The 23,087-nt window shown below is 37.6% G+C and carries 18 protein-coding genes; 13 read left to right on the forward strand and 5 right to left on the reverse strand.

Features of this window, described 5'->3' with window-relative positions:
* Positions 1–137: 137 nt before the first annotated feature.
* The 13 genes from ACP8HG_RS04640 to ACP8HG_RS04700 all read left to right on the forward strand — a co-directional run bounded on the left by ACP8HG_RS04640 (position 138) and on the right by ACP8HG_RS04700 (position 16,544).
* Complete coding sequence (locus ACP8HG_RS04640) at positions 138–3,998, forward strand: AAA domain-containing protein (RefSeq protein WP_438298268.1); 3,861 nt, start codon at positions 138–140, stop codon at positions 3,996–3,998.
* A 21-nt stretch (positions 3,999–4,019) separates the two neighbouring features.
* Positions 4,020–4,772: a hypothetical protein gene (locus tag ACP8HG_RS04645; RefSeq protein WP_438298269.1), complete on the forward strand. Its 753-nt coding sequence runs from the start codon at positions 4,020–4,022 to the stop codon at positions 4,770–4,772.
* Positions 4,773–5,024: 252 nt separating this feature from the next.
* Positions 5,025–5,915, forward strand: coding sequence for an ROK family protein (locus tag ACP8HG_RS04650; protein WP_438298270.1), 891 nt, complete (start codon positions 5,025–5,027; stop codon positions 5,913–5,915).
* Between the two features lie 162 nt (positions 5,916–6,077).
* Positions 6,078–6,773, forward strand: coding sequence for a YesL family protein (locus tag ACP8HG_RS04655; protein WP_067208645.1), 696 nt, complete (start codon positions 6,078–6,080; stop codon positions 6,771–6,773).
* Between the two features lie 198 nt (positions 6,774–6,971).
* Positions 6,972–8,273 carry an ABC transporter substrate-binding protein gene (locus ACP8HG_RS04660; protein WP_187047579.1) on the forward strand — a complete coding sequence of 434 codons (1,302 nt, stop codon included), beginning with the start codon at positions 6,972–6,974 and terminating at the stop codon, positions 8,271–8,273.
* Positions 8,274–8,352: 79 nt separating this feature from the next.
* Complete coding sequence (locus tag ACP8HG_RS04665; protein WP_067208651.1) at positions 8,353–9,213, forward strand: carbohydrate ABC transporter permease; 861 nt, start codon at positions 8,353–8,355, stop codon at positions 9,211–9,213.
* Positions 9,213–10,031, forward strand: coding sequence for a carbohydrate ABC transporter permease (locus ACP8HG_RS04670; RefSeq protein ID WP_067208654.1), 819 nt, complete (start codon positions 9,213–9,215; stop codon positions 10,029–10,031). The genes ACP8HG_RS04665 and ACP8HG_RS04670 overlap by 1 nt, the downstream gene beginning before the upstream one ends.
* A gap of 20 nt (positions 10,032–10,051) precedes the next feature.
* Positions 10,052–11,071: a LacI family DNA-binding transcriptional regulator gene (locus tag ACP8HG_RS04675; RefSeq protein ID WP_187047580.1), complete on the forward strand. Its 1,020-nt coding sequence runs from the start codon at positions 10,052–10,054 to the stop codon at positions 11,069–11,071.
* 83 nt (positions 11,072–11,154) lie between these two features.
* A complete protein-coding gene (locus ACP8HG_RS04680) occupies positions 11,155–11,883 on the forward strand; it encodes a ThuA domain-containing protein (RefSeq protein ID WP_187047581.1) in 729 nt (242 codons plus the stop codon).
* A 176-nt stretch (positions 11,884–12,059) separates the two neighbouring features.
* On the forward strand, positions 12,060–13,085 hold the full coding sequence (locus tag ACP8HG_RS04685; protein ID WP_438298271.1) for a Gfo/Idh/MocA family protein: 1,026 nt from the start codon (positions 12,060–12,062) through the stop codon (positions 13,083–13,085).
* Between the two features lie 22 nt (positions 13,086–13,107).
* A complete protein-coding gene (locus ACP8HG_RS04690) occupies positions 13,108–14,076 on the forward strand; it encodes a sugar phosphate isomerase/epimerase family protein (RefSeq protein ID WP_067208664.1) in 969 nt (322 codons plus the stop codon).
* 150 nt (positions 14,077–14,226) lie between these two features.
* Positions 14,227–15,267 carry a Gfo/Idh/MocA family protein gene (locus ACP8HG_RS04695; RefSeq protein ID WP_187047583.1) on the forward strand — a complete coding sequence of 347 codons (1,041 nt, stop codon included), beginning with the start codon at positions 14,227–14,229 and terminating at the stop codon, positions 15,265–15,267.
* A gap of 239 nt (positions 15,268–15,506) precedes the next feature.
* Positions 15,507–16,544: a Gfo/Idh/MocA family protein gene (locus ACP8HG_RS04700; RefSeq protein WP_342538100.1), complete on the forward strand. Its 1,038-nt coding sequence runs from the start codon at positions 15,507–15,509 to the stop codon at positions 16,542–16,544.
* A gap of 75 nt (positions 16,545–16,619) precedes the next feature.
* On the opposite strand, the gene ACP8HG_RS04705 is transcribed toward ACP8HG_RS04700, so the two are convergent.
* From ACP8HG_RS04705 to ACP8HG_RS04725, 5 genes are all read right to left on the reverse strand, one after another.
* Positions 16,620–17,561 carry a Gfo/Idh/MocA family protein gene (locus ACP8HG_RS04705; protein WP_187047585.1) on the reverse strand — a complete coding sequence of 314 codons (942 nt, stop codon included), beginning with the start codon at positions 17,559–17,561 and terminating at the stop codon, positions 16,620–16,622.
* A gap of 171 nt (positions 17,562–17,732) precedes the next feature.
* A complete protein-coding gene (locus ACP8HG_RS04710) occupies positions 17,733–18,770 on the reverse strand; it encodes an aldose epimerase family protein (protein ID WP_187047586.1) in 1,038 nt (345 codons plus the stop codon).
* 12 nt (positions 18,771–18,782) lie between these two features.
* Complete coding sequence (gene galT / locus ACP8HG_RS04715; protein ID WP_187047587.1) at positions 18,783–20,261, reverse strand: UDP-glucose--hexose-1-phosphate uridylyltransferase; 1,479 nt, start codon at positions 20,259–20,261, stop codon at positions 18,783–18,785.
* A complete protein-coding gene (gene galE / locus ACP8HG_RS04720) occupies positions 20,258–21,262 on the reverse strand; it encodes a UDP-glucose 4-epimerase GalE (protein WP_187047588.1) in 1,005 nt (334 codons plus the stop codon). Before galE ends, galT begins: the two co-directional genes overlap by 4 nt.
* Positions 21,263–22,444 (reverse strand): galactokinase, encoded by a 1,182-nt coding sequence (locus ACP8HG_RS04725; protein WP_187047589.1) that lies wholly within the window; start codon positions 22,442–22,444, stop codon positions 21,263–21,265.
* Between the last annotated feature and the right edge of the window lie 643 nt (positions 22,445–23,087).

Genomic DNA, 23,087 nt, shown 5'->3' on the forward strand with positions numbered 1-23,087 from the left:
GGAAATGTGGCCTTTATAAATCAGATTAACTGTCACCTCTATTAGTAATTGAACCAATTGAGTGATTGTATACATTTATCCTGAATACAGTGTCATACTTAAGAATAGACCCAATTTACGAAAGGAAGGCATGCTTAATGGGACATAAATCAACCATAAATGTGGCGATGCGCTGTGGGCTTGAAATTACGGCTAACGCACGCAAAGAACTCATAAAATGGTCAACGGATGAGCACGCCTTTTTTTCGATGCAGGTTGCCTTCGATGTACATATTGAAAAGCGTCCCAATAATAGACAGGGCAATATGTCCTTTTCGTTGTTCTTCGACAATGGCTCAAACGAAGCTTTATCGAAGCGTTTAAACGATAGAGTAGCTGTAATGGAATGTGTTTATCAAAATGATGGTTTTTTAGCGACTGGTTTCCACGTTAGGGGCCGTAGAGAACCCGTACAGACGAACAGACGTCTTCCAGTACGATTGAAGTTTCTTCTAGGCCGTAGTGCCGGCGTCGCGATGCCTATCGATTTGTACACAAGCATTAGAGAATTACCGATTGCACAAGAACGTTCTGAGTACGTGAAGAAAAGAATTGCCAGCTGGGAAGGTTATTTACGAATTCAAGAAAGTAATGCGGATGTTGCAGATTTGACAGCAACTTTTTCAATGGCCAGTTTTAATGAAGATTTCAGTAAACTGAGTATTGTTTGCAGTGGGTTAAAAGGAAATGAATGGAATACAATTAAAGGTTTTGGTGCCAAGATGAAAGGGCTATCAAATGACATTGGTAGCGTCATAAATACAGATAGGTCTAAGAAAGTTATTGAAATCGAACTGAGTCGGAATTATAAAGAGATGGCAAGACGGAATGAATGGCATCCGAAATCGTATAAGGAAGTTGTATTTAGTAACTTTGCTGAACTTAGCCAAGTAAAAAGATTAAGGAAAGGTTTTAAAGATCTCCAAGATGGTCTAGCTGCCAATGCAAATTTAGAAAAGGTCCTTTTCGAGGAGCGGCCAGTCGTTCGTATTTCAAAAAAACAGCAAGAGCTTGTTTTTCATAATGAATTAAATGAGTTTCAACAAGAAGCTGTAACTGGGGCCATGACGTCAAATGATTTGTACGTGATTCAAGGGCCTCCGGGGACCGGAAAGACGACAGTTATCTCTGAAATTTGTCATCAAAATGTCAAGGCGGGGTTGCGTACACTCGTCGCCTCACAAGCAAATCTAGCGGTGGACAATGCGCTCGGTAGATTATTAACGCATCAAGATATTCGGATTTTACGTTACGGTCGGACAGATAGTATTGAAGAAGAAGGAAAAAAGTTTATTGAAGAAAATGTAGCTTTGAACTGGAAAAACGTAACGTTAGATGCAGTGAATAATCAACTTCAGTCAAATACTGAAAAAGAAGCACAACTTCAAGATGAGTTAGTGAATTGTGAAGTGCGATTGAAAAAACTTCAACAGGACCTGCTGTCGCTAGATGAAAAAATAAAGCAAAAAGAAGAGGCCGAAGCACAACATCTTCTCCTCTCTAGCGAAATCATGAAGCTCAGTAAAAAAGCAGTAATCTATAAAAAGGAATGTGAAGAATTAGTAGGAAATGAAGCTGACTTCAACAAATTAGCGGACGCATTAAACAAGGAAATCACTCAACTTGAACAAGTTATACAAGTTGAAAACATGAGTCCAGAGACAATTGAACAGATGGAGAAATTAGAACCTCAATTAGAGCAAATGCGTTTTTACATAAGCTATCGTCAAACAATACACATGATTGACGAGTCAGAAAATGCTATCGCAAGTATAGGTAAAGAACTGGAACTAAAAAGCAATAAAATTGATACTATTCATGTGTTTGTGAAACAGTTAGATTCAATAACCAAAATTGACTTATTGAAAAATCGACTAGAGTTTTTCGGAATAGTGCCGACATTCAATACGAATTGGAAAATGACCGAATTAAATAAGTTGATTGATTCAATTAAATCCGACACGTCTAGTGGCGAATACAGTGAATGGCAAGAATTACAAAAAAGACTTTTAGCGGCTATTGAGATGATAGAGCGTTTGTTGAAAGAGCATGGATTTTTGCCAAATGCAGTTAAAAGAACTGTGAACCAAAAGTATAGTTCAGTAACAGATATTCATGGGCTCATTGATCGTGTTGGGAAATTTCTAATCGATCCAGCGACTAAAAGTAGTCTTGAAACGAGGAATTATTCGGCTCAAAAATATGATAATCTTGATAAAATCGCGATTGCTTTAGAAATGTTACGTGAAAGAAAGAATTATGTGCAGACACAGGGCGGAAATTTGGAAAAACAAAATCAAATTAGGTTGGATGCCAAAAAAATGTTTGCTGTTATTAAGACAGAAATAATTGATCATACCAATCAATTTATATCAGAAATAGAACAGGAAAGAAGCGCAATGCAGCGCAATGCGGAGAGTCACCAAATAACGCTAAGTGACCTTCAGCGAACTGCTGAAAAAATTCAAGAAGAAGTTGGAACTGTCGATGAAACGGTATCACTTAGAGCAGCGAAAGAAAAATTGAAGCAAAAAGAACAAGTCTATGCCGACTATATGGATAAGAAGGCGACACTTAAACGATATATCAATGAGTTGGATGCTAAAAACAGTGAAGTCGACGTTAATAATCAAAGATTACAAAACAATAGAGCTAGGCTTCAAGTCATAAGTGAAGAACTTGATTCGATAAATGCAGAGCGCCTGGAGCAGGAAAGTCAACTAGCACCTTTAGTGGAATTGCTAGCCCAGAATCCCGAAGAACAGCGTCAACAAGCGCAAACTTCACTCATGACTTTATCGAAAAAAGTGAAGAAACTCAAAATCGATAAAGAACGTTTGCCTATCAACCATTCACTTCAAAATGAATGGAGGACACTGCTCACGGAAGCGAATGAATATGATCTTGACGAAATCCGAAAACTATATGTACAGCATGCGAATGTCATAGGGACAACTTGCGTCGCGTCTGCGAGACGTGATTTCATGGAGGAGTATCCGACATTCGATGTGGTCATTATAGATGAAGTTTCTAAAGCAACACCTCCCGAATTATTGCTACCAATGTTAAAAGGGAAAATGATTATTTTAGTGGGGGATCATCATCAGTTACCACCACTTATGGGGCAAGATACACTGGAGGAATTACTTGAGGAGAGCGACAATACTGAAGAAAAGAATGAACTAGAAAAATTGTTGAAAGAATCATTATTTGAACGTCTTTTTAGAACATTACCGAAGCAAAACAAAACGATGCTAGCCATCCAGTATCGTATGCACGAAAGTATAATGGAAACAATTACGCCTTTTTACAAAGAAGGAAATTATGGTCTTCAGTGTGGTTTAACGGACTCAGATTCTGTTCGTGATCACTTGATGGAATCCCGCTATGTGCATAGGAAAGATCATCTTCTCTGGTTTGACATGCCAAATGAACCGAAGTATTTCGAGGAGAAGGTTAAAGGGGGTACTAGTCGCTTTAATCAGGCTGAATTGACGATGATAAAAAAACTCTTGATGGATTTAGATAAGGCAACTGAAAATGCGAAAAATGCTGGAAGAATGAAGCAGGAAGACAAAAAAAGTGTTGGTGTAATAAGCTTCTATGGTGAACAGGTGAAAAGAGTAGACCGGTTAATTCAGCAAGAATTAATCCCGCAGCATCTACATTGCAGAACAGGTTCAGTGGACAAGTTTCAAGGCATGGAAATGGACGTCATTATTTTAAGTTTCGTTCGGAATCACCAGGATAAGGGTGGTGACATTGGGTTTGCGAGGGACTACAGGCGTCTAAATGTTGCTTTGTCACGTGCACGCGAGTTGCTCATAATCGTGGGGAGTTCGGGTATGTTCACGATGAGGACAAAACATCCAAGTTCAAGGGAAATGTATGGACGTCTTTTAGAAAGCATCAAATTGAAAAATGGGCTTAGGAATCTTGAAGGAACTGCAAAAGTATGATTTATAGGGGGATCCCTGTGTATGAATGACTTAAAGGGACGGTTAACAAAAGAACTTCAACAGGACTTTAATGTAAAAATAAAGGGTTCTCTATCATGGAGTTTACCTGTTAATTCAGTCGAAATTGTCTACCAAACCGTTATGCGCACGAAAGTGGATATTCTGATGAAAATGATGTTGATTGCTTTTGGAAAAGCCGATATTGCAACTGCTGAAGAGTTGAGTGATATTCTACTCGTTGAACAGCTTTTTATCAATGATTTGATTGATAAAATGTCGAGAACTGGTGTAATCGAAAAAAGAGAAGGTTTTTACTCTTTAACAGAAGTTGGGGTCCGGCAGTTTAAAACGGGTATTTTCGTACATGAACCAGAAAGTGGCTCTACACATGCGCTTTACAGTCCATGCCATCAAGCATTTCTGAATGGAGAAATAAAGAATATTGCGTATGAAGAGAAGGAACTTTATCGCTTTAAAAGCGAAATTGATGATTGGTCTGTAGCGAAGCTTGAGGATTCGGTTCTCATAGATGCGCTTAAAGCGATGGGCGTAGAATCAGGAGAAGGAAACGTTCAGATTGTTGTGTCTGAAATTGTATCTGCTTCTGACATTCAAGTCGATTTGGTTCCATGCATTGAATATCATCTGTATAACGAGGCAGAGGATTTACTCTATGCAAGGGTGTGGAATACGCTGTCAGAACACTGGGATGAGACGCTCGAAGCACAATTGAATGAAAAAGAACGGAAAAAGTGGCGAGAGATATATTTATAATGAATTTGATACAGATATCTAGGTGAAACGGGAGAATCCTTTAGTTGGGGAATCTCCCGTTTATTCATTGCATAAACTTCGCCTTGTAGTTGTCCTAGTAGTACGTATGAAATAATTGTTAGAGTGTCAGATAGAAGTATTAAAAGGTCTCTTATTTGGGTGGATAGAATCAAAGACTTGTGCTACAGTTAATTCGCAGACAAGTTCAACTAGTTTAGTGTATAAAAAATAAGAAATGTAGGGATGGAATATATGAAAATAGTAGCAGTGGATATTGGGGGAACATCTATTAAGATGTGTATAGCTGATGAGAAAGGGAATGCTTCTGCTTTTAAAGAATTCGATTCTGAAGCTGAGAAGGGTGGACCACATTTAGTTGATAATATAATCACGAAAATCATAGACGCTTATACAGTATTTGATGCCATTGGTATTAGTACAGCCAGTCAAGTAAATAGTGAAGAGGGCTCTATCATTTATGCGAATGAAAATTTTCCGAATTATACGGGTATGAAAATAAAAGCGATTTTTGAAGCTAAGTTCGGCGTTCCTGTGAAAGTTGAGAACGATGTGAATGCGGCTGCACTAGGGGAAAACTATTTTGGTGCTGGTAAGAACTTTAACGATTTCTTATGCTTAACTTACGGAACAGGTATAGGCGGAGCAATAGTAATTGATTCCACTGTTTATAAGGGGCTTAATGGAGGTGCAGGTGAATTTGGACATATGATTTTGCATCCTGGAGGCGAGAAGTGTAATTGTGGCTGTGTGGGATGTTACGAGATGTATGGATCGACCACAGCTTTAGTAAAAAAAGCATCGCAACTTGATAAAAAGTATATCAATGGTCGAAAGATTTTTGAAGGCCTTGAACAAGGTGATGTGAAATTAGAAGAGGTTCTTAATGACTGGGTACTTGAAGTAGCATATGGCCTCGTTTCACTAACACATATCTTTAATCCTCCTGCGATTATTATAGGTGGTGGGGTCATGGAGCAAGAAAGATTAGTAGCAATGGTGACTAATAAAGCAAAAGAATTAATGTTGAAAAGTTTTTCTAATGTGGAAATATTGAAAGCTTCGCTTGGTAATAAAGCAGGATTATTAGGTGCGGCATCATTGCATTTTCCTAGCAAGGACTAGAGAAAGTATACACTATAAAGCTTTGTGAAGGTCGAAACTTTGAGAGATAGCTCCTTTTGTTACTTCTATGATTGAGAGTGATCACATTAAGTGGTTAACTCTCTTTTTGGTATTTGTATACGATGACACCATTCAATTTAGAAAATAGGGAGTGATATAAGTATGAACAACAAAACGGGTTTTATGGGTGGCTTGTATGCCATTAGTGAATGGATTATGAAGTTTTCTTTGATTAATCTATTTTGGATTCTCTTTAATATACCAATTGTTTTTTTGCTTTTAAATCTATTATTTATTGAACAAATAGAAGAATTACCCCTTTTATTGATTCCCTTAATACTATTAATGCCAATTTTATTCTTCCCTGCAACGACCGCAATGTTTGGGATGGTAAGAGGGTGGATTATTAAAGATGAAGATAGTAGTCATCTTTTCAAGACTTATTGGCGGTACTATAAAGAAAATTATAAAAGAAGTGCTTCAAGTGGCCTTATTTTAACAATAGCTTGGATGATTTGGGCGGTAGATGTCTATTATTTTGTTGATAAAAGTAGTATTTTGATGTTTCTTTTTATGATTTTGGGTATTATCTTATTTGTCTTTTCAATCAATCTTTTTTCGGTTACAGTTCATTATCATATGAAGTTGATTACTGCATTAAAAAATACATTTCTCCTAACGATAGGAAGTCCAGTATTATTTATTGCTGTGGCAATTAGTAGTGGTGTAGTCCTATATATAAGCCTAAACGTTTTCAGATTCTTCCTTCCCTTTTTAACAGGCTCGCTTATTGCCTTTTTATGCTTTTCCGCTTTTTATAGAAATTACCTAAAAATAATTGATAAAAGTAAAAACTGAAATCACCTAAAATTTAATGGAATCTAATAAATCAATTATTTGTATTGCACAAATAGAAATTGGATGTTAGTCTAAAGATGTAAATCAATGCAACCGGTTTCATGATTGGTCTAGGGGGATAAGTCGATAATTAATGGCTACTAGAATTAAATTGTGCAACCGCTTTCATTGGGGGAAAACAAAAAAGGGGAGATTATATTGAGAAAAAAGAAGCGTTTTTGGGGTTTAGTTTCCGTATTTCTAATTTCTAGTCTTGCATTAGTCGGATGCTCAGGTTCGGAAGGCGAAGGAAAAGACAATGCATCTGGGGATCAGGTAACAGTTGATATTTTTCAATTTAAAGTAGAAATTAAAGATCAATTTGAAAATCTTGTAGAAGTATATGAAAAAGAAAATCCTGATGTAAAGATTAATGTTAAAACTGTCGGTGGGGGAAATGATTATGGCGCATCTTTAAAAACGGCATTTTCTTCAGGTGAAGAACCAGATATTTTTAATGTAGGTGGGCCATCTGCTGTTGAAGAGTATAAAGACTATTTAGCAGACGTATCCGATACAGATGCAGCAAAAATTGCCCTTGAAGGTACACTAGACACTGTGCGAAATGGTGATGAAGTTCTGGGATTGCCGTTTAATCAAGAAGGCTATGGCTTAATTTATAATAAAAGAATTTTTAAAGAGGCTGGAATTAATCCAGATGAAATTATTACTTTTGACGATTTAGAGAATGCGGTTGAGTCATTGGACAGCCAAAAGAAGAAACTAGGCATCGACGCTGTATTTGCACTTGCAGCTAAAGAAAAATGGGTAATTGGAAACCATTTAGCAAACATCTTCTTTGCACCAGAATTCAATAATGATGCTATAGAGGCTTTTAATGGTAAGACGATAGCATTTGAAAAAAGTGATGAATTGAAAAGGCATCTTGACCTGGAGAATAAATATTCTGTTCAACCTGTTCTCAGCTTAGATTACTCCCAACAAGTAGAACAATTATTTTCTTTAGAAAAAGTTGCTATCATTCAACAAGGTAACTGGGTTTATAACTCGATTTATGATATGGATCCAGAATTAGCTGAAAATAACATCGGTATTATTCCAGTTCCTGTTGAAGGATTGGAAGGTCATATTCCAGCCGGAGTTCCGATGTATTGGGCTGTAAATAGTAATAGTGATGAAAAAGTAGTTCAAGCAAGTAAAGATTTCTTGAATTGGATGTATACATCTGAGACTGGTAAAAATGCTGTATTAGAAGACTTTAAATTTATTCCTGCGTATAAAGATTATGATTCATCTAAAATAGCAGATCCTCTATCTCAAACAATTTATGAATATGCTTCCAAGGGGAACACTATACAAGGATGGGTGTTCCAGGGGGCTCCAACGGGCTGGAGTGAAAATGTACTTGGAGCTAGCATGCAAAAGTATTTAAGTGGTGGTATCGCTTGGGATGAAATGATTAATGAAGTACAAGTTAAATGGGAAGAAGAACGAAAATGATTTGATCTACAGAAAAATACAGCTAACAAAAATTCATGCAAATTTTTGTTAGCTGTACTACATATTGGGGGTGCAAGTAATGCGTAACCGTGATTTATCATTTTGGTTATTTCTAATGCCAGTGATTTTGAGTTTAGGTATTGTGATTATTATCCCATTTATTTATGGTGTTATTTACTCCTTTACAAATTGGAATGGTATGGTAGTAACTGACTTTGTCGGCTTTAAGAATTATATCACTTTATTTAAAGATGCAGAATTCAGAGCAGCGATATGGTTTACTACTAAATTTGCAGTAACTTCCGTCATACTCCTTAACTTTTTAGGACTAGGTCTAGCTTTGCTAGTGACACGGAAAATGAAAACGAGTAGTTTTATGCGAACTGTTTTCTTTATGCCAAACTTAATTGGTGGGCTCATTTTAGGATTCATTTGGCAGTTTGTTTTCATAAGTGTTTTTGGGAGATTAGGAGATTTGCTGGGAATTGAGGCCTTAACAGGTTGGTTGTCTACGACCGCAACTGGCTTTTGGGGACTAGTCATTTTAACATCTTGGCAAATGGCTGGGTACATTATGATTATTTATATTGCTTACTTGGAAAACATACCAAAAGATTTGATAGAAGCGGCAGAAATTGATGGAGCATCTAGCTATCAGCGTTTTTGGAAAATCACTTTTCCACTAGTAGCACCTGCATTTACGGTTAGTATGTTTTTAACACTGTCTAGTTCATTTCAGATCTATGACCAAAACCTGTCGTTGACTAATGGCGGACCTTATAACTCCACGCAAATGGTTGCGATGAGTATTGTTAAAGCAGCTTTTACTGAAAATAAAATGGCCTATGCCCAGACGCAAGCCGTTATTTTCTTCCTGATTATAGCCGCTGTTGCCGTCACGCAAGTTTACTTTAATAAAAAAAGAGAGGTGGATTTGTAATGAAGCAAAGTAAACGTAATTTATATATTATAGAATTTTTTGGCCTATTGCTTGCTTTATTATGGCTCTCACCTTTTTACTTAATGATTGTTAATGCATTTAAAACAAAGCGGGAAATTTTCACGGATGTACTCGGATTACCTAAAGAATATACGATGGATAACTTTGTGAAGGCTTTTATTGATTTAGATTTTATGAGTGCCCTTTTGAACTCTATACTAATTACTGTTTCAGGTGTAGGAATTATCATTATTTTCTCATCTATGGCGGGATATGCATTGGCACGGAATAAGAGTAAGCTTAGTGGCATTATTTTCTTAGTTTTTGTTGCTGCTATGTTAATTCCATTTCAATCAGTTATGATTCCACTTGTCTCATTATTTGGACAAGCGGATATGTTGAATCGTCCAGGCCTTATCTTTATGTACTTAGGATTTGGTTCTAGTTTATCTATATTTTTATATCATGGTGCAATGACTGGAATATCAAGTTCAATGGATGAGGCTGCCATTATCGATGGAGCGAATAGATTTCAAGTGTTTTGGAAGATCATATTCCCATTACTTAAGCCTATTTCAGTTACAGTAGGAATATTAAATGTGATTTGGATTTGGAATGATTACTTATTACCATCTCTGATATTATCGGACTCGAGTGCGACAATTCCTATAAAAATGTTCCTATTCTTTGGTCAATACACAAAACAATGGCATTTAGCATTAGCAGGGTTAACAATCGCCGTGATTCCAGTTATTATCGGTTATTTCTTTGCGCAAAAGCAAATTATCGAAGGGGTATCAGAAGGTGCCGTTAAATAAAACTATAAAGGATGAAGGTTATGTCAGTAACGATCAAAGATGTTGCGGCTCAAGCAAATGTAGCCCCATCTACGGTTTCACGTGTAATTTCAGATAGCCCCCTCATTAGTGAGAAAACGAAACGAAAAGTCCAAAAAGTTATGGATGAAATGGGTTACCATTTAAACTATAATGCGCAAATGCTTGCTACACAATCAACGAAGACAATCGGTATTATTATGAAAAACTCTACGTCAGAGTTTATGCATAGCTCCTTTTTCCCAGAAGTTATTCGGGGTATCAGCGCCTTGTGCAGCAAGTATGACTTTAGTATCAGTTTAACCACAGGGGAATCTGAGGAAGAAATCTTTGCTGATACTGTAAAAATGGTACGCGGAAAAAGAGTGGATGGCATGATCGTTTTATACTCAAAAAAAGATGATAAAGTCGTTCCTTATTTAATAGAATCTGGTATTCCATTCGTCGTCATAGGCAAACCTCTAATTCAATCCAGTAAGATCATGTTTGTAGATAATGACAACGTCCAAGCGGCGAAAGAAGCTACTGATTTTTTACTAAACCTTGGACATAAAAAGATCGCATTTATTGGTGAAGATGATCAGTTTGAAGTAAGTGAAGCCAGGTTAAATGGCTTCATTCAAGCGGTAAAAGCGCAGGGGTTGGCTGTATCAGAGGGCTATATCAAAAATATTCAATTCGATCCTCATCATGGGAAACAAGTTATCACTGAATTAATGGGCTTAGCTGAACCGCCTACTGCATTAGTTGTCTCAGATGACTTAAATGCGTTAATTGTGTTGACTGCTTTGAGTGAGAAAAACATTAAAGTACCAGACGATATGAGTATGATTGTTTTTAATAATTCAGTGATATCAAAAGTAGCCAATCCACCATTAACAACTGTGGATACACAAATATTTCAATTAGGGTATGAATCGGCAAACTGTTTAATCGAACTGGTGAAAGATCCGCAAATGTTTAGAAAAAGTGTTATCATACCAACTGTTATTGTGGAAAGAAATTCGTGTTCAGCTTTGTAAATAAGGAGAATACGTAATTTTATATATAAATGCAACCGGTTGCTTAAATTCGTGCAACAGACTATTTGAAGGAGGAACTATTTATGAATATCGTCGTATGGAATGAAAATCGTCATGAACAAAAAAATCCAGTTGTTTCGGGTATTTATCCAAAAGGAATACACGGAGCAATTGCAGATTTCTTACAACAGGACGCTCAACATGTAAAAACAGCAACACTCGATGAACCAGAGCATGGTTTAACGCAAGAGGTTTTGAATGATACAGATGTACTCGTCTGGTGGGGTCATCTTGCGCATGATGAAGTACAAGATGAGGTAGTAGAAAGAGTTAAGAAGCGTGTATTGGAAGGTATGGGCTTAATTGTTTTGCATTCGGCTCATTTTTCTAAGATATTCAAGACGTTGATGGGAACGACTTGTGATCTTAAATGGCGCGAAGCAGATGAGAAAGAACGATTATGGGTTGTTGATCCGAGCCATCCCATTACAGAAGGCATCGGGGAGTATATCGAACTTGAAAAAGAAGAGATGTATGGGGAGCATTTTGATATCCCAGCACCTGATGAGCTAGTCTTTGTTAGTTGGTTTGAAGGTGGGGAAATATTTAGAAGTGGCGCAACATTTAAGCGTGGCAAAGGGAAGATCTTCTATTTCCGACCAGGACATGAAACATATCCTACATACTACAATAAAGATGTGCAACAGGTGATTCGTAATGCAGCAAAATGGGCTACCAATTCGAACACACCAACGCCAATCTATGGCAATGCTAAACCGTTAGAGAAAATTACTAATATGTTGAACAAATGAATACTTTTATAACTCAGTGAAGCCCTCTTAAAGGGATAGCCGCAATCCTAAGGCTGGCGGGGAAAATCCTTGGTTTAGGCAGGAAGCAGCCTCTCACGCTGTAGCGGATGTAATGGGATTCTTAATTACAACATATATATTCATATTCAATGAAAACAATAAGAGGAGTGAAAAAAGTGTCGAAATTACGAGTTGCTGTTATTGGATGTGGAAGTATTGCTAAAAATAGACATTTAGGAGAATTTAATAGCCATTCCGGAGTAGAAATTGTCGCAGTCTGTGACATTATCGAAGAAAGAGCACAAGAGATTGCACTACAATATGGAGCAAAAGCTTATACTAGCTATGAAAAGTTATTTGAAGTGGAAAAGCCGGATGCAGTGAGTGTTTGTTTACCAAACTATTTACATGCTCCTGTTTCCATTGCTGCTTTACAAGCGGGCTGTCATGTCTTATGCGAAAAACCGATGGCAACATCGAGAGTTGAAGCTACGGAAATGATTGAAGCTGCAAAAAATAATAATAAAAAATTAATGATCGCGCATAATCAACGCTTTGTAGCATCGCATGCTAAGGCCCGAGATTTAATTGCAAAAGGTGAGGTAGGTAAAATCTATAGCTTCAGAACTGCATTTGGACATGGCGGGCCAGAAGGATGGAGTGTTGACGGTAAAGACAGTTGGTTCTTCAATAAAGAGCAAGCCTTTATTGGTGCGATGGGGGATCTTGGCGTACATAAAGCTGATTTGCTTCGCTACTTACTTGGTGAAGAATTTGTCGAAGTAGCTGGTTTTATTGAAACAAGTGCGAAAGAAAATACAGATGTTGATGATAATGCCGTTTGTATTTTGAAATCTGAAAGCGGTGTGATTGGAACACTTGCAGCTAGTTGGGCTTATACGGCAAAAGAAGATAATTCCACAATTATCTATGGTGAACATGCTACATTACGTCTAGAAGATGATCCAAACTATTCGTTAATTGTTCAGTATAAAAATGGTGAAGTCGTTAACTATGAATTAGGTGGAATTCAGTCTAATGCCGAAGGTGGTCAAACAACAACACACATCATCGAACATTTTGTGGACTCGATTGTGCAAGATACTGAACCACTCATTAATGGCGAGGAAGGTATGAAGTCATTAGAGATAATTCTGGCGGCTTTGGAATCAATGGAAACAAAACGATTTACCAAAATTTGACTAACCATTGGAGGTACGATTCATGAAACTAGGCGTATTTGCAGTTTTATTTTCACAAATGCCATTTGAAGAGATGCTAGACTATGTAAAAGATGCAGGTTTACAAGCAATAGAAATTGGAACGGGTGGAAATCCAGGGGATGCCCATTGTAATGTAGATGAGCTACTTGCAAGTGAGGATAAACGGAAGGCGTATCTTGATAAAATTCAGTCCCGCGGATTAACGATTAGTGCGTTCAGCTGTCACGACAATCCAGTTTCTCCAAATAAACAAGTCGCACAAAACGCTCATGACACATTCGTGAAAACGGTTAAACTAGCACAGTTATTAAATGTGCCCGTTGTCAATACATTCTCAGGAACGCCGGGATCACATGAGGGCTCAAAACATTCAAACTGGCCGATATCTCCATGGCCAACAGAGTACTCGGATATTTATAACTGGCAATGGGAGCAAAAACTCATTCCTTACTGGAAAGAACAAGGGAAATTCGCGGAAGATCACGGTGTAAAAATAGGGATTGAGCTTCATGGTGGGTTTTCAGTACATACACCTTATACCCTGTTGAAATTAAGAGAAGCAACTTCACCGGCCATTGGAGCCAATTTGGATCCAAGCCATCTCTGGTGGCAAGGGATCGATCCGGTTGCGGCTATTAAAATTTTAGGGAAAGAAAATGCCATTCATCATTTCCATGCCAAAGATACTTTTATTGACCAGGACAATGTGAACATGCATGGCTTAACAGATATGCAACCCTACGGAGATGTGCAATCTCGCGCGTGGACATTTAGATCTGTCGGATGTGGGCATAGTATCCAAGATTGGTCGGATATGATGAGTGCATTACGCACATATGGCTATGATTATGTTGTGAGTATTGAACATGAGGATCCGTTAATGTCAGTTGATGAAGGGCTTTCACGTGCAGTGACGAATTTGAAATCTGTAATGATAAAAGATCAGCCTACTGATATGTGGTGGGTGTAACAAACGGAAAAAAGTTGCGTTGTATGAGGTAGATTTTCATGCAGCGCAATTTTTTTGACGAGTAAATTAATGAATGTATTCATATAGTAGACCTGTATTGAATGATCAACAACAACTTATAGACAATCCAAAACGAAAAGAGTGTTATGAATGAGTGTATTGAGAGTTGGAATCATTGGTGCTGGGGGAATTGCAAGTGGTGTACACATCCCTAATTATTTGAACAGCGGGTATAAGGTGGAAATAGTCGCTATTGCTGATGTTGTAGAGGAACGTGCACAACAAGTTGCAGAACAATTTACAATTCCTCATGTCTTTACTTCCTATAAAGAAATGCTTAAGAACGTAGAATTAGATGCGATAAGCGTTTGCGTGCCTAATAAATTTCATGCAGAAGCCACGATTGCTGCGCTTGAGGCAGGTTGTCATGTGTTGTGTGAAAAACCACCGGCAATGACTGTGGAAGAAGCACAATTGATGGTAAAAGCGGCTAGCGATTCAGGGAAAATTTTAACGTACGGTTTCCATTATCGCTATCGACCTGAAGTAGAAATCGCAAAATCGTTTATTGATGCTGGAGAAATGGGCGATATTTACTCAGCACGCATTCATGCTATCCGTAGGAGAGGTATTCCGGGTTGGGGGGTATTTACGAATAAGGAATTACAAGGCGGTGGTCCGCTAATCGATATTGGCGTTCATATGCTAGATACCGCGCTCTATCTCATGGGCTATCCAGAGCCTGAAGTTGTATTGGGGAAAATCCATCAACAAATTGGCCATAAAAAAGGAGTAGGGCTGTTTGGTGAGTGGGACTTTGAAAACTATACAGTAGAAGATATGGCTGTTGGTATGGTGACATTTAAAAATGGAGCTACCTTAACTTTGGAAACTGCTTTTGCTGCAAATGTCGAAAAAGATGAGACGATGCAGGTTTCCTTGATGGGGAATAAAGGGGGAGCCGATATTTTCCCTTTGAAAATTTATCAAGAGAAATACAACACATTAATCGATAGTACTCCTGCTTATCTACCAGAAGTAAATGGACATCAACTTGAAATCAATCAATTTGTAGCGTGCTGTTTGGAAGGCAAGACCCCATTAAGTACGCCAGAACAAGGGTTAATTATTCAAAAGATTGTTAATGCGATTTATGAATCTGCGGAGACTGGGAAAGCGATAGTGTTTTGAAGTATTTAGATGAGGAAAAAGCACGGGTGCACTAGATTTACAATTTTGGTCCATTCGAGAAGAAGTGGAAAAGGATAAATTGGGGATGATTGAAAGGTAGCGAAGATGGATGAGATAGGTATTAAACAGCGGGGCTATTGTTCAGATTGCAGACCTCGAATATAATCTTGATAAAATACCATAAAACGATTAGAAATGATTTGATATTCCAAAAAAGAATATAGAGGGGAGGAGTATAATTGAAAATAAAAGTTGGAATTATTGGATGCGGTTCAATCGCTAAACTACGGCATGCACCAGAATATAAAGCCAATCCATATGTTAGTGAGATTATTTTTTATGATAGAAATATAGAACGTGCACAAGCGTTAGCAGATTTATTCGGCGGTGGTGTAGCGGAAACTGCGGAAGAATTACTAGCCGACCCTTCTATTTTGGTGATCAGTGACTGCTCATCGAATGAATTTCATCATATTTTTTCTACAAAAGCATTACTGAGTGGAAAGCATGTATTATGTGAAAAACCAATCGCTTTAACAATCGAACATGCAGAAAAAATAATTGAAGCCCAAAGTAGATCGGGGAGAAAACTGATGGTTGATCATAATCAACGATTAACCCGGGCACATCAAAGGGCGAAGGAAATAATAGAGAAAAACCAATTGGGTGATGTGCTCACTTTTAGGACGACGTTTGGACACTCGGGACCGGAAAAGTGGGGAGTGGATAAAACAAACTCAACTTGGTTCTTTAAAAAAGATCGATCTGGCTTTGGTGTAGCAGGTGATTTAGGCATTCACAAAATCGATTTACTCCACTACTTATTAGACGATGAAATTGATCAAGTAAATGCTATGCAAGGAACACTTGATAAAGTGGATAAAGACGGAAATCCAATTGAAGTATGCGACAATATCGTATGTGTGTTAAAAACGAAACAAGGACGAATTGGAACGGCTACCTTTTCATGGACATATTATGGAGAAGAAGATAATAGTACGACAATCTACTGTGCAAATGGCATATTAAAAATATATAATAACCCTGACTACCCAATTGAAGTGATTATGAAAGAAGGAGAAAGAATCAACTACCAGCTTGAATCAATCCAGACGAATGACAATCAAATAAATAGCGGTGTTATCGATGCATTTATTGATAGTGTCCGGTTAGATCAAGAGCCGATTGTTACTGGGTTAGATGCATTGGCCTCATTGAAAGTAGTATTGGGTATTATCGAAGCCGCGGAAACGGGGAAAAGTGTAAGGATTGAGTAAAGATCGAATAAGTGTAACAAGTAATAAAAAAGGTTGTGCAGTATGAATGTTGAATTCATACTGCACAACCTTTTTTTATAAAGTAAGAACTTTTGTCACACTGCGAGAAATTTCATGCGTATTAATTGTAGATTCTATTTGATTATTTTTCACGCATTTTATAAACTCTTCAACTTCATAGTACATAGTATTAAATTCATGTTTAATAGAAATATCCTCAGTTTGACCGTCTTTGTATTTAATAATAATTTTTTCCGGATCACTGATTTTATCGATTTCGATGACGCCATTCTCGCCCTGTATTTCATTTGGTGAATGGGAATCTGAAATTTTTGAGTACATAATAACAGCTTCAAATTCATCGTAATTTAAGATCATACTTCCTTGACCATCTGCACCAGTGGATAGTAAATAAGTATTTTTAAGTACAGATTTAGGTTCGCCGACTAGATGCACAATAGGCGCGATACAGTAAACCCCTAAGTCTGTTTTAGCGCCATTCCCCAGTTCGGGTTTAAAAGCATTTTCAATAATGCCATCCTTATATTTATCGTAACGCGAAGAATACTGGTTATAATGAAATACGAATCGTCGGAGTGGACCAATCTTAGCTAGGTTCTCTTTTAAGTTGAGAAATGTAGGTGTAACTGTTGATTTCATTGCTTCCATATAGGTTGTTTGATGGTCATTAGATGCTTTAATTACTTGATCCATTTCAATTAAGGAAGTGACAGCGGGTTTTTCGCAAAGAACGTGAATGCCATTATTCATAGCTAAAATACTTTGTTCTGCATGAAACGCATTGGGTGATGCAATATAAACGGCTTCAATATCACCGCTTTGAAACATTTCTATCATATCTGTATACACATGTTCGATATTATGTTTCTCTGCAAATGCTCTCCCTGTCTCCTCAGTCCTTGAATAGACTGCACCGACACTAAATTCGGGATGTTCTTTAGCTGCTGCCAGTAATCGATCTGTAATCCAATTCGTTCCGATAATTCCAAACTTCATAGAAATAGCCCCTTTTAGTTATATATGTTGATGTAAAGAATTTCATTAAAATCGCTACTGCGCTCGGGGATGCCTCACGCTCTAAGACGAGCAGCTTCGCTCAGTTTATATAGATGTTCATTTGTACAATATATAGTTGATAATAAGTAGTTCTTGCCCTATAAGGCGGATCTAGCCCTCAATGCCAAATGAAAACACTGTTTGTTTGTCATATAATTCATGGGCCTCTAAGATAACGGAAGGAAAGCCCTTGTGATGCAATGAGGCAGGGGAGGCTTGTGTTTCAAAACAGACACCTAAATAAGGTTTTGAATTACCTTCTGCTAGATTAAGTCCTTCATCGAGAGTATTCGATGTGTACATAACCACGCCTGGTTGGTTGGTCTTAATCGTCATCAGGCGGCCACTCGTTTCTTCTTTTACACGGATGTTTTGTTGTTGAGTTTGATTGAGAATAAAGTAATGATCATATCCATGATTAGCAACCCTATTTTGTGTTGATATGGAGTTAATGCCGTCAACAAGTTTTCTTCCAGTTCGGAAATCAAATGGCGTATTCACTACATTGATTTTTTTACCTGTTGGAATTAGTTCCGTATCAAGTTCAACAAAGTCATCACTCTCCATTGTAACATGATGGTTGTGGATCGTGGCGGCTAGATTTCCACTTAAGTTAAAATAGGAATGATTTGTCATAGTAAGCACAGTCGTTTTATCGGATGTTCCTGAATAATCAAGGATGAGCTCGTTATTATTAGTCAATGTATAGGTAACAGCAACTTCAATAGTACCAGGATATCCACCTTCACCATCTAAACTTTTATGGTTTAATTTCACGCCAACTGTATCATCTGACTGAAAGGGACTAGACTGCCAGATTACTTGATGAAATCCTTCGTCTGCTCCATGTAAATGATGGCCACCTTCATTTGCTGCCAATGAATATGGTTGATCTTGGATAGTAAATGAAGCATCTTGAATTCTTCCGGCAACGCGGCCGATTATCGCACCAAAAAAATTTGGGTTTTCTTCATAATCGGTATAATTTGTATAGCCAAGGACCACATTTTCTAGTTGATTATGCCTGTTTGGAACGCTTATGTCAGTGATGATACCACCGAAGTTCAAAAAACTTACTGTCATACCGTTATTATTTGTTAATGTATACAACTTCCACTTATTCAGTATATCTTGGGTCTCTATTTTCATCTGGCTAGCCACCTACCTATTTAATGTTTGGATGAATCGTTCACACTCACTTTGTACTTTAAAAACGCCTGCATCTCCAAGCACTTTGGCGAATTTAATCCCAAGTTCTTTTTCTAAAATGGACTCAATTTGCTCTAGGTTTGATAATTCTCCATAGTTAGCTTTCATTTGCTCTGCCCATTGTTGATGATAGGGGGCTACAGAAGTTGTTTGATCGAGTAAAAACTTCTTGATTTCAGCTAATTCATCTTTAAGACGAGCCGGTAAAACTGCCAGACCCATTACTTCAATAAGCCCAATATTTTCTTTTTTTATATGATGGACATCTGCATGGGGATGGAAAATCCCTAGTGGATGTTCTTCAGTTGTTCGATTGTTGCGTAAGACGAGATCGAGTTCAAACTTGTTAGCACGCATTCGGGCAATCGGTGTAATTGTATTATGTGGAGTTTCATTACTAAAGGCTCTGATATCCGCTTCCTCATCACTATAACTTTTCCATGTGGTAAGGACATGGTCAGCTGCTTGAATCAATGGCTCAATCTCATCGCTCTGCAAGCGAATGGTTGTTAACGGCCATTCCAGGACAGATGCAGTTATGTTTGGAAAGTTTTCTAACGTAAACGAAAGTGCAGTTGTTGCAGTTGTCATTGGAAAATTATAACTTCCTGCTTGATAATGATCATGATTCAAAATAGAGCCACCGACAATAGGTAAATCGGCATTTGAGCCAATAAAATAATGTGGGAATTTCTCTATAAAAGTAAGTAACCGTTTAAAAGTATCCTTACCAATTTTCATATCACGATGTTCTTCAGCAAGTAAAATACTATGTTCATTATAATAAACATAGGGTGAATATTGCAGATACCAATTTTCATTTACAAGTGGTACTTGAATGATACGATGATTTGCCCTAGCTGGATAACCTGTCCGGCCAGCGTATCCTTCGTTTTCGATACATAATAGACATTTTGGATAATCAACATCATGTTTCAATTCGCTTTCTCTCTTGATTTGTTCAGGGTCTTTCTCGGGTTTTGACATGTTAATGGTAATGTCCATTTCACCATAGATTGTTGTAGCTTTAAAATGGATGTTTTTCTTGATGCGGTTCATCTGAATATAATTGCTGTTTTTACTTAATTCATAAAAATAATCTGTTGCGTTTTTTGGGGAGTTACTATATTTTTTCTGGAAAATTGCATTGATAACAGATGGCCTTTCCACAAAGCAATTCATGATTGTGGCTGAAAGTATTTCTTTGTCATCAAAAACATTGTCAATGACATTATTTTCGGTAGCATAGGCAATAATTTTGTCGAGTAGATTTGGAATTGAATCATCTGTTGTGCCTTCAGTTGTTGCAGGCATAGATTCGAGATGGAGCAGTGCAAGTACTTGATTCGTCACATAATTCTGATCAGCGGTATCGATTAGTCCCACTTCGATACCTTTTTGAAGGAGTCCTCTAATATCTGAGTAAATCATTTAGCTGTCACGTCCTTCTGGTAACCATTTGGGTTGTTGACATGCCAGTTCCAAGCATCTTGAATGATTTTTTCAATTGAAGTTCGCGTTGGCTGCCAACCTAAAAGAGTGGCAGCTTTATCAGAGCTTGCGATTAGGATACTAGGATCACCCGCACGACGTTTACCTGAATTCTCAGGGATTTCTTTACCTGTAACTGCTCGTGCTGTATCAATCATTTCTTTGACTGAAAATCCTTGATTACTGCCAAGATTGAAAATATCGCTTTCTCCATCATTTTTTAAATAATTAAGTGCTAGAAGATGCGCTTGAATAAGGTCTTCTACATGGACATAATCACGGATACATGTGCCATCGGGTGTATCATAATCTTCTCCGAAAATAGTGATATTTGAACGTTGTTCGAGTGCTGCTTGGAGAATGATTGGTACGAGATGTGTTTCAGGATGATGATCCTCGCCGATTTCTCCAGATTCCCGTGCACCTGCCACATTGAAGTAGCGTAAAGCAACATAGCGAATGCCATAGGCTTGTTCGCACCATTTCATCATTTTTTCCATCGTCAGTTTTGTTTCGCCATAAGTACTTGTCGGATTGGTTGGCATCTCTTCTGTGATTGGGACAGATTCTGGCTCCCCGTAAGTGGCTGCTGTTGATGAAAAGACAATTTTTTTGACATTAAACTCTGTCATCACTTGCAGTAATATTTGTGTGCCATAGACATTATTATCATAATACTCCAATGGATTTGCCATGGAATCACCGACAAGGGAATTCGCAGCAAAATGGACAACTGCATCAATAGGTTCATTAGTAAATACATTACGCATAAACTCGATGTCTCGACTATCACCTTCGTAAAATGTCGCATCAGGATGGATAGCTTCTCTGTGCCCAGTTTGTAGATTATCAATCACTACGACGTCCGTCTGTTGATCAATTAACTGATAAACCGCATGTGAACCGATATATCCAGCTCCACCTAGAACTAATACACTCATTTAGTACACTCCTTCAGTAAGTTCTCTTGCTCCGTCACCAATTGCAGCGGTGTAAAATGATGCCTCATAACCAATTTTTCCTCTATATATTTTATTTACATTGTTCTTGAAGCTATCAACTTTGTCTATTTCAACAATTGCAATTGCACAACCACCAAAACCTGCGCCTGTCATGCGGGCGCCCACAACGCCTGGTTGATCCCATGCTGCTTGGATAATCGTATCTAGTTCGATGCCTGTTACTTCATAATCCAGTTGAAGAGATTTATGTGACTCATTCATTAATTGCCCAAATGCCTCTAAATTGCCTTGTTGTAATTGCTGAAGAGCCTCAACAGTCCGTAGATTTTCATAGACAGCATGTTTTGCACGTTTTTGGTTTGTTTCATCAGTAATAAGGTGTTTGTGTTGTTCAAATTGTTCTTTCGTCAAGTCACCAAGCCCCTTAATTTGAAGATCTGTTTGCAAGTTCGTCAAAGCCTGTTCACATTGCACGCGACGTTCATTATATTTTGAACCAGCAAGTGTTCGTTGTTTATTGGTATTAATGATGATAATCACATGGTCAGCAAGCTCGATAGGGGCATAGTTGTAGGCTAAAGTTTGGCAGTTTAATAGGATGGCATGCCCTTTTTTACCTTTACCAATTGCAAACTGATCCATAATTCCACTGTTGACGCCGATATAATCATTTTCTACTTTTTGCCCAAGTTGAATCATCTTTACACGATCAATATTTAAATCAAATAGTCCTTCCAAAAGGACACCAGTGACCATTTCAATAGAAGCAGAAGAGGAGAGCCCGGCGCCGGTAGGAATGTCACCATAAAATAAGATATCCATTCCAGTCGTTATTTGGAGTCCGCTTTCCTTCATATAATGAATCATACCTTTGGGGAAGTTCGCCCAATCATGTGCTTCATTATAGTCTAAATCGGCAAGATCACATTCAATGGTCCCAATAGAGGGGAAGTTCAACGAGTAAAAACGTAACTTTTGATCATTGCGTTTTTGAGCAAGTGCGTACGTTCCAAATGAGATTGAGGCGGGGAATACATGGCCTCCATTATAATCCGTATGTTCACCAATTAGATTAATTCGTCCTGGTGCAAAAAACGTGCGTGGTGTTTCGGTAGAGTCGAAGATTGATCGGAATTTATTTGGCAGATCTGGATTAGTCAAAGGTGTTACCTCCCGAAGTTAATAAATTAATTTAATTAAGTATAGTGTACTATACTTTGAAAGACTATTCAATATAGTCCGCTATATGTTGAGGTGGGGATAAAGATGCGTATTCAATCAACTGAAAGGTTGAAAAATAGATTTCTTTCAAAACTGCTTCTGCGCTCTGGGATACCTTTGTTCGGTTTATAATCCGTATTCAATATCTAAGCTTATATAAAAAATGTTATAGCACGAAAATTGGTTAGTTGATTTCCGTCAAACTAGCGATTACTCTAGAAGAAAAAAAATGAAGTTAATCTATAATACGAATTAGGATCTATGAATAGTAGTGTGATTTTTTAAAATGTTAATACTCTTACGGATGAAGGGGAAAAGTGAATAATAGGTGGCTGCTTCTAATGATTTATTGCTACACGTGCAACGTGGTCAATTACTTAGTCTCGGAAAAACACCTTTAGCTATTTCAGCAATAGGAATTGTAATATAGAACTAGCTAGTATGGCTACTAAGACTTTAACAATAATTAATATCCCGAAAAAAGAAATAGGTAGAACACTAGCAGACCAATTAAGCTATCAAATCATTGGAAAGGCACATTATGACCGGATAGTTCAATATGATGTGGATTTAATAATAAGAG

It is taken from the genome of Sporosarcina sp. FA15, assembly GCF_051550195.1.
GTDB classification, from domain to species: Bacteria; Bacillota; Bacilli; order Bacillales_A; family Planococcaceae; genus Sporosarcina; species Sporosarcina psychrophila.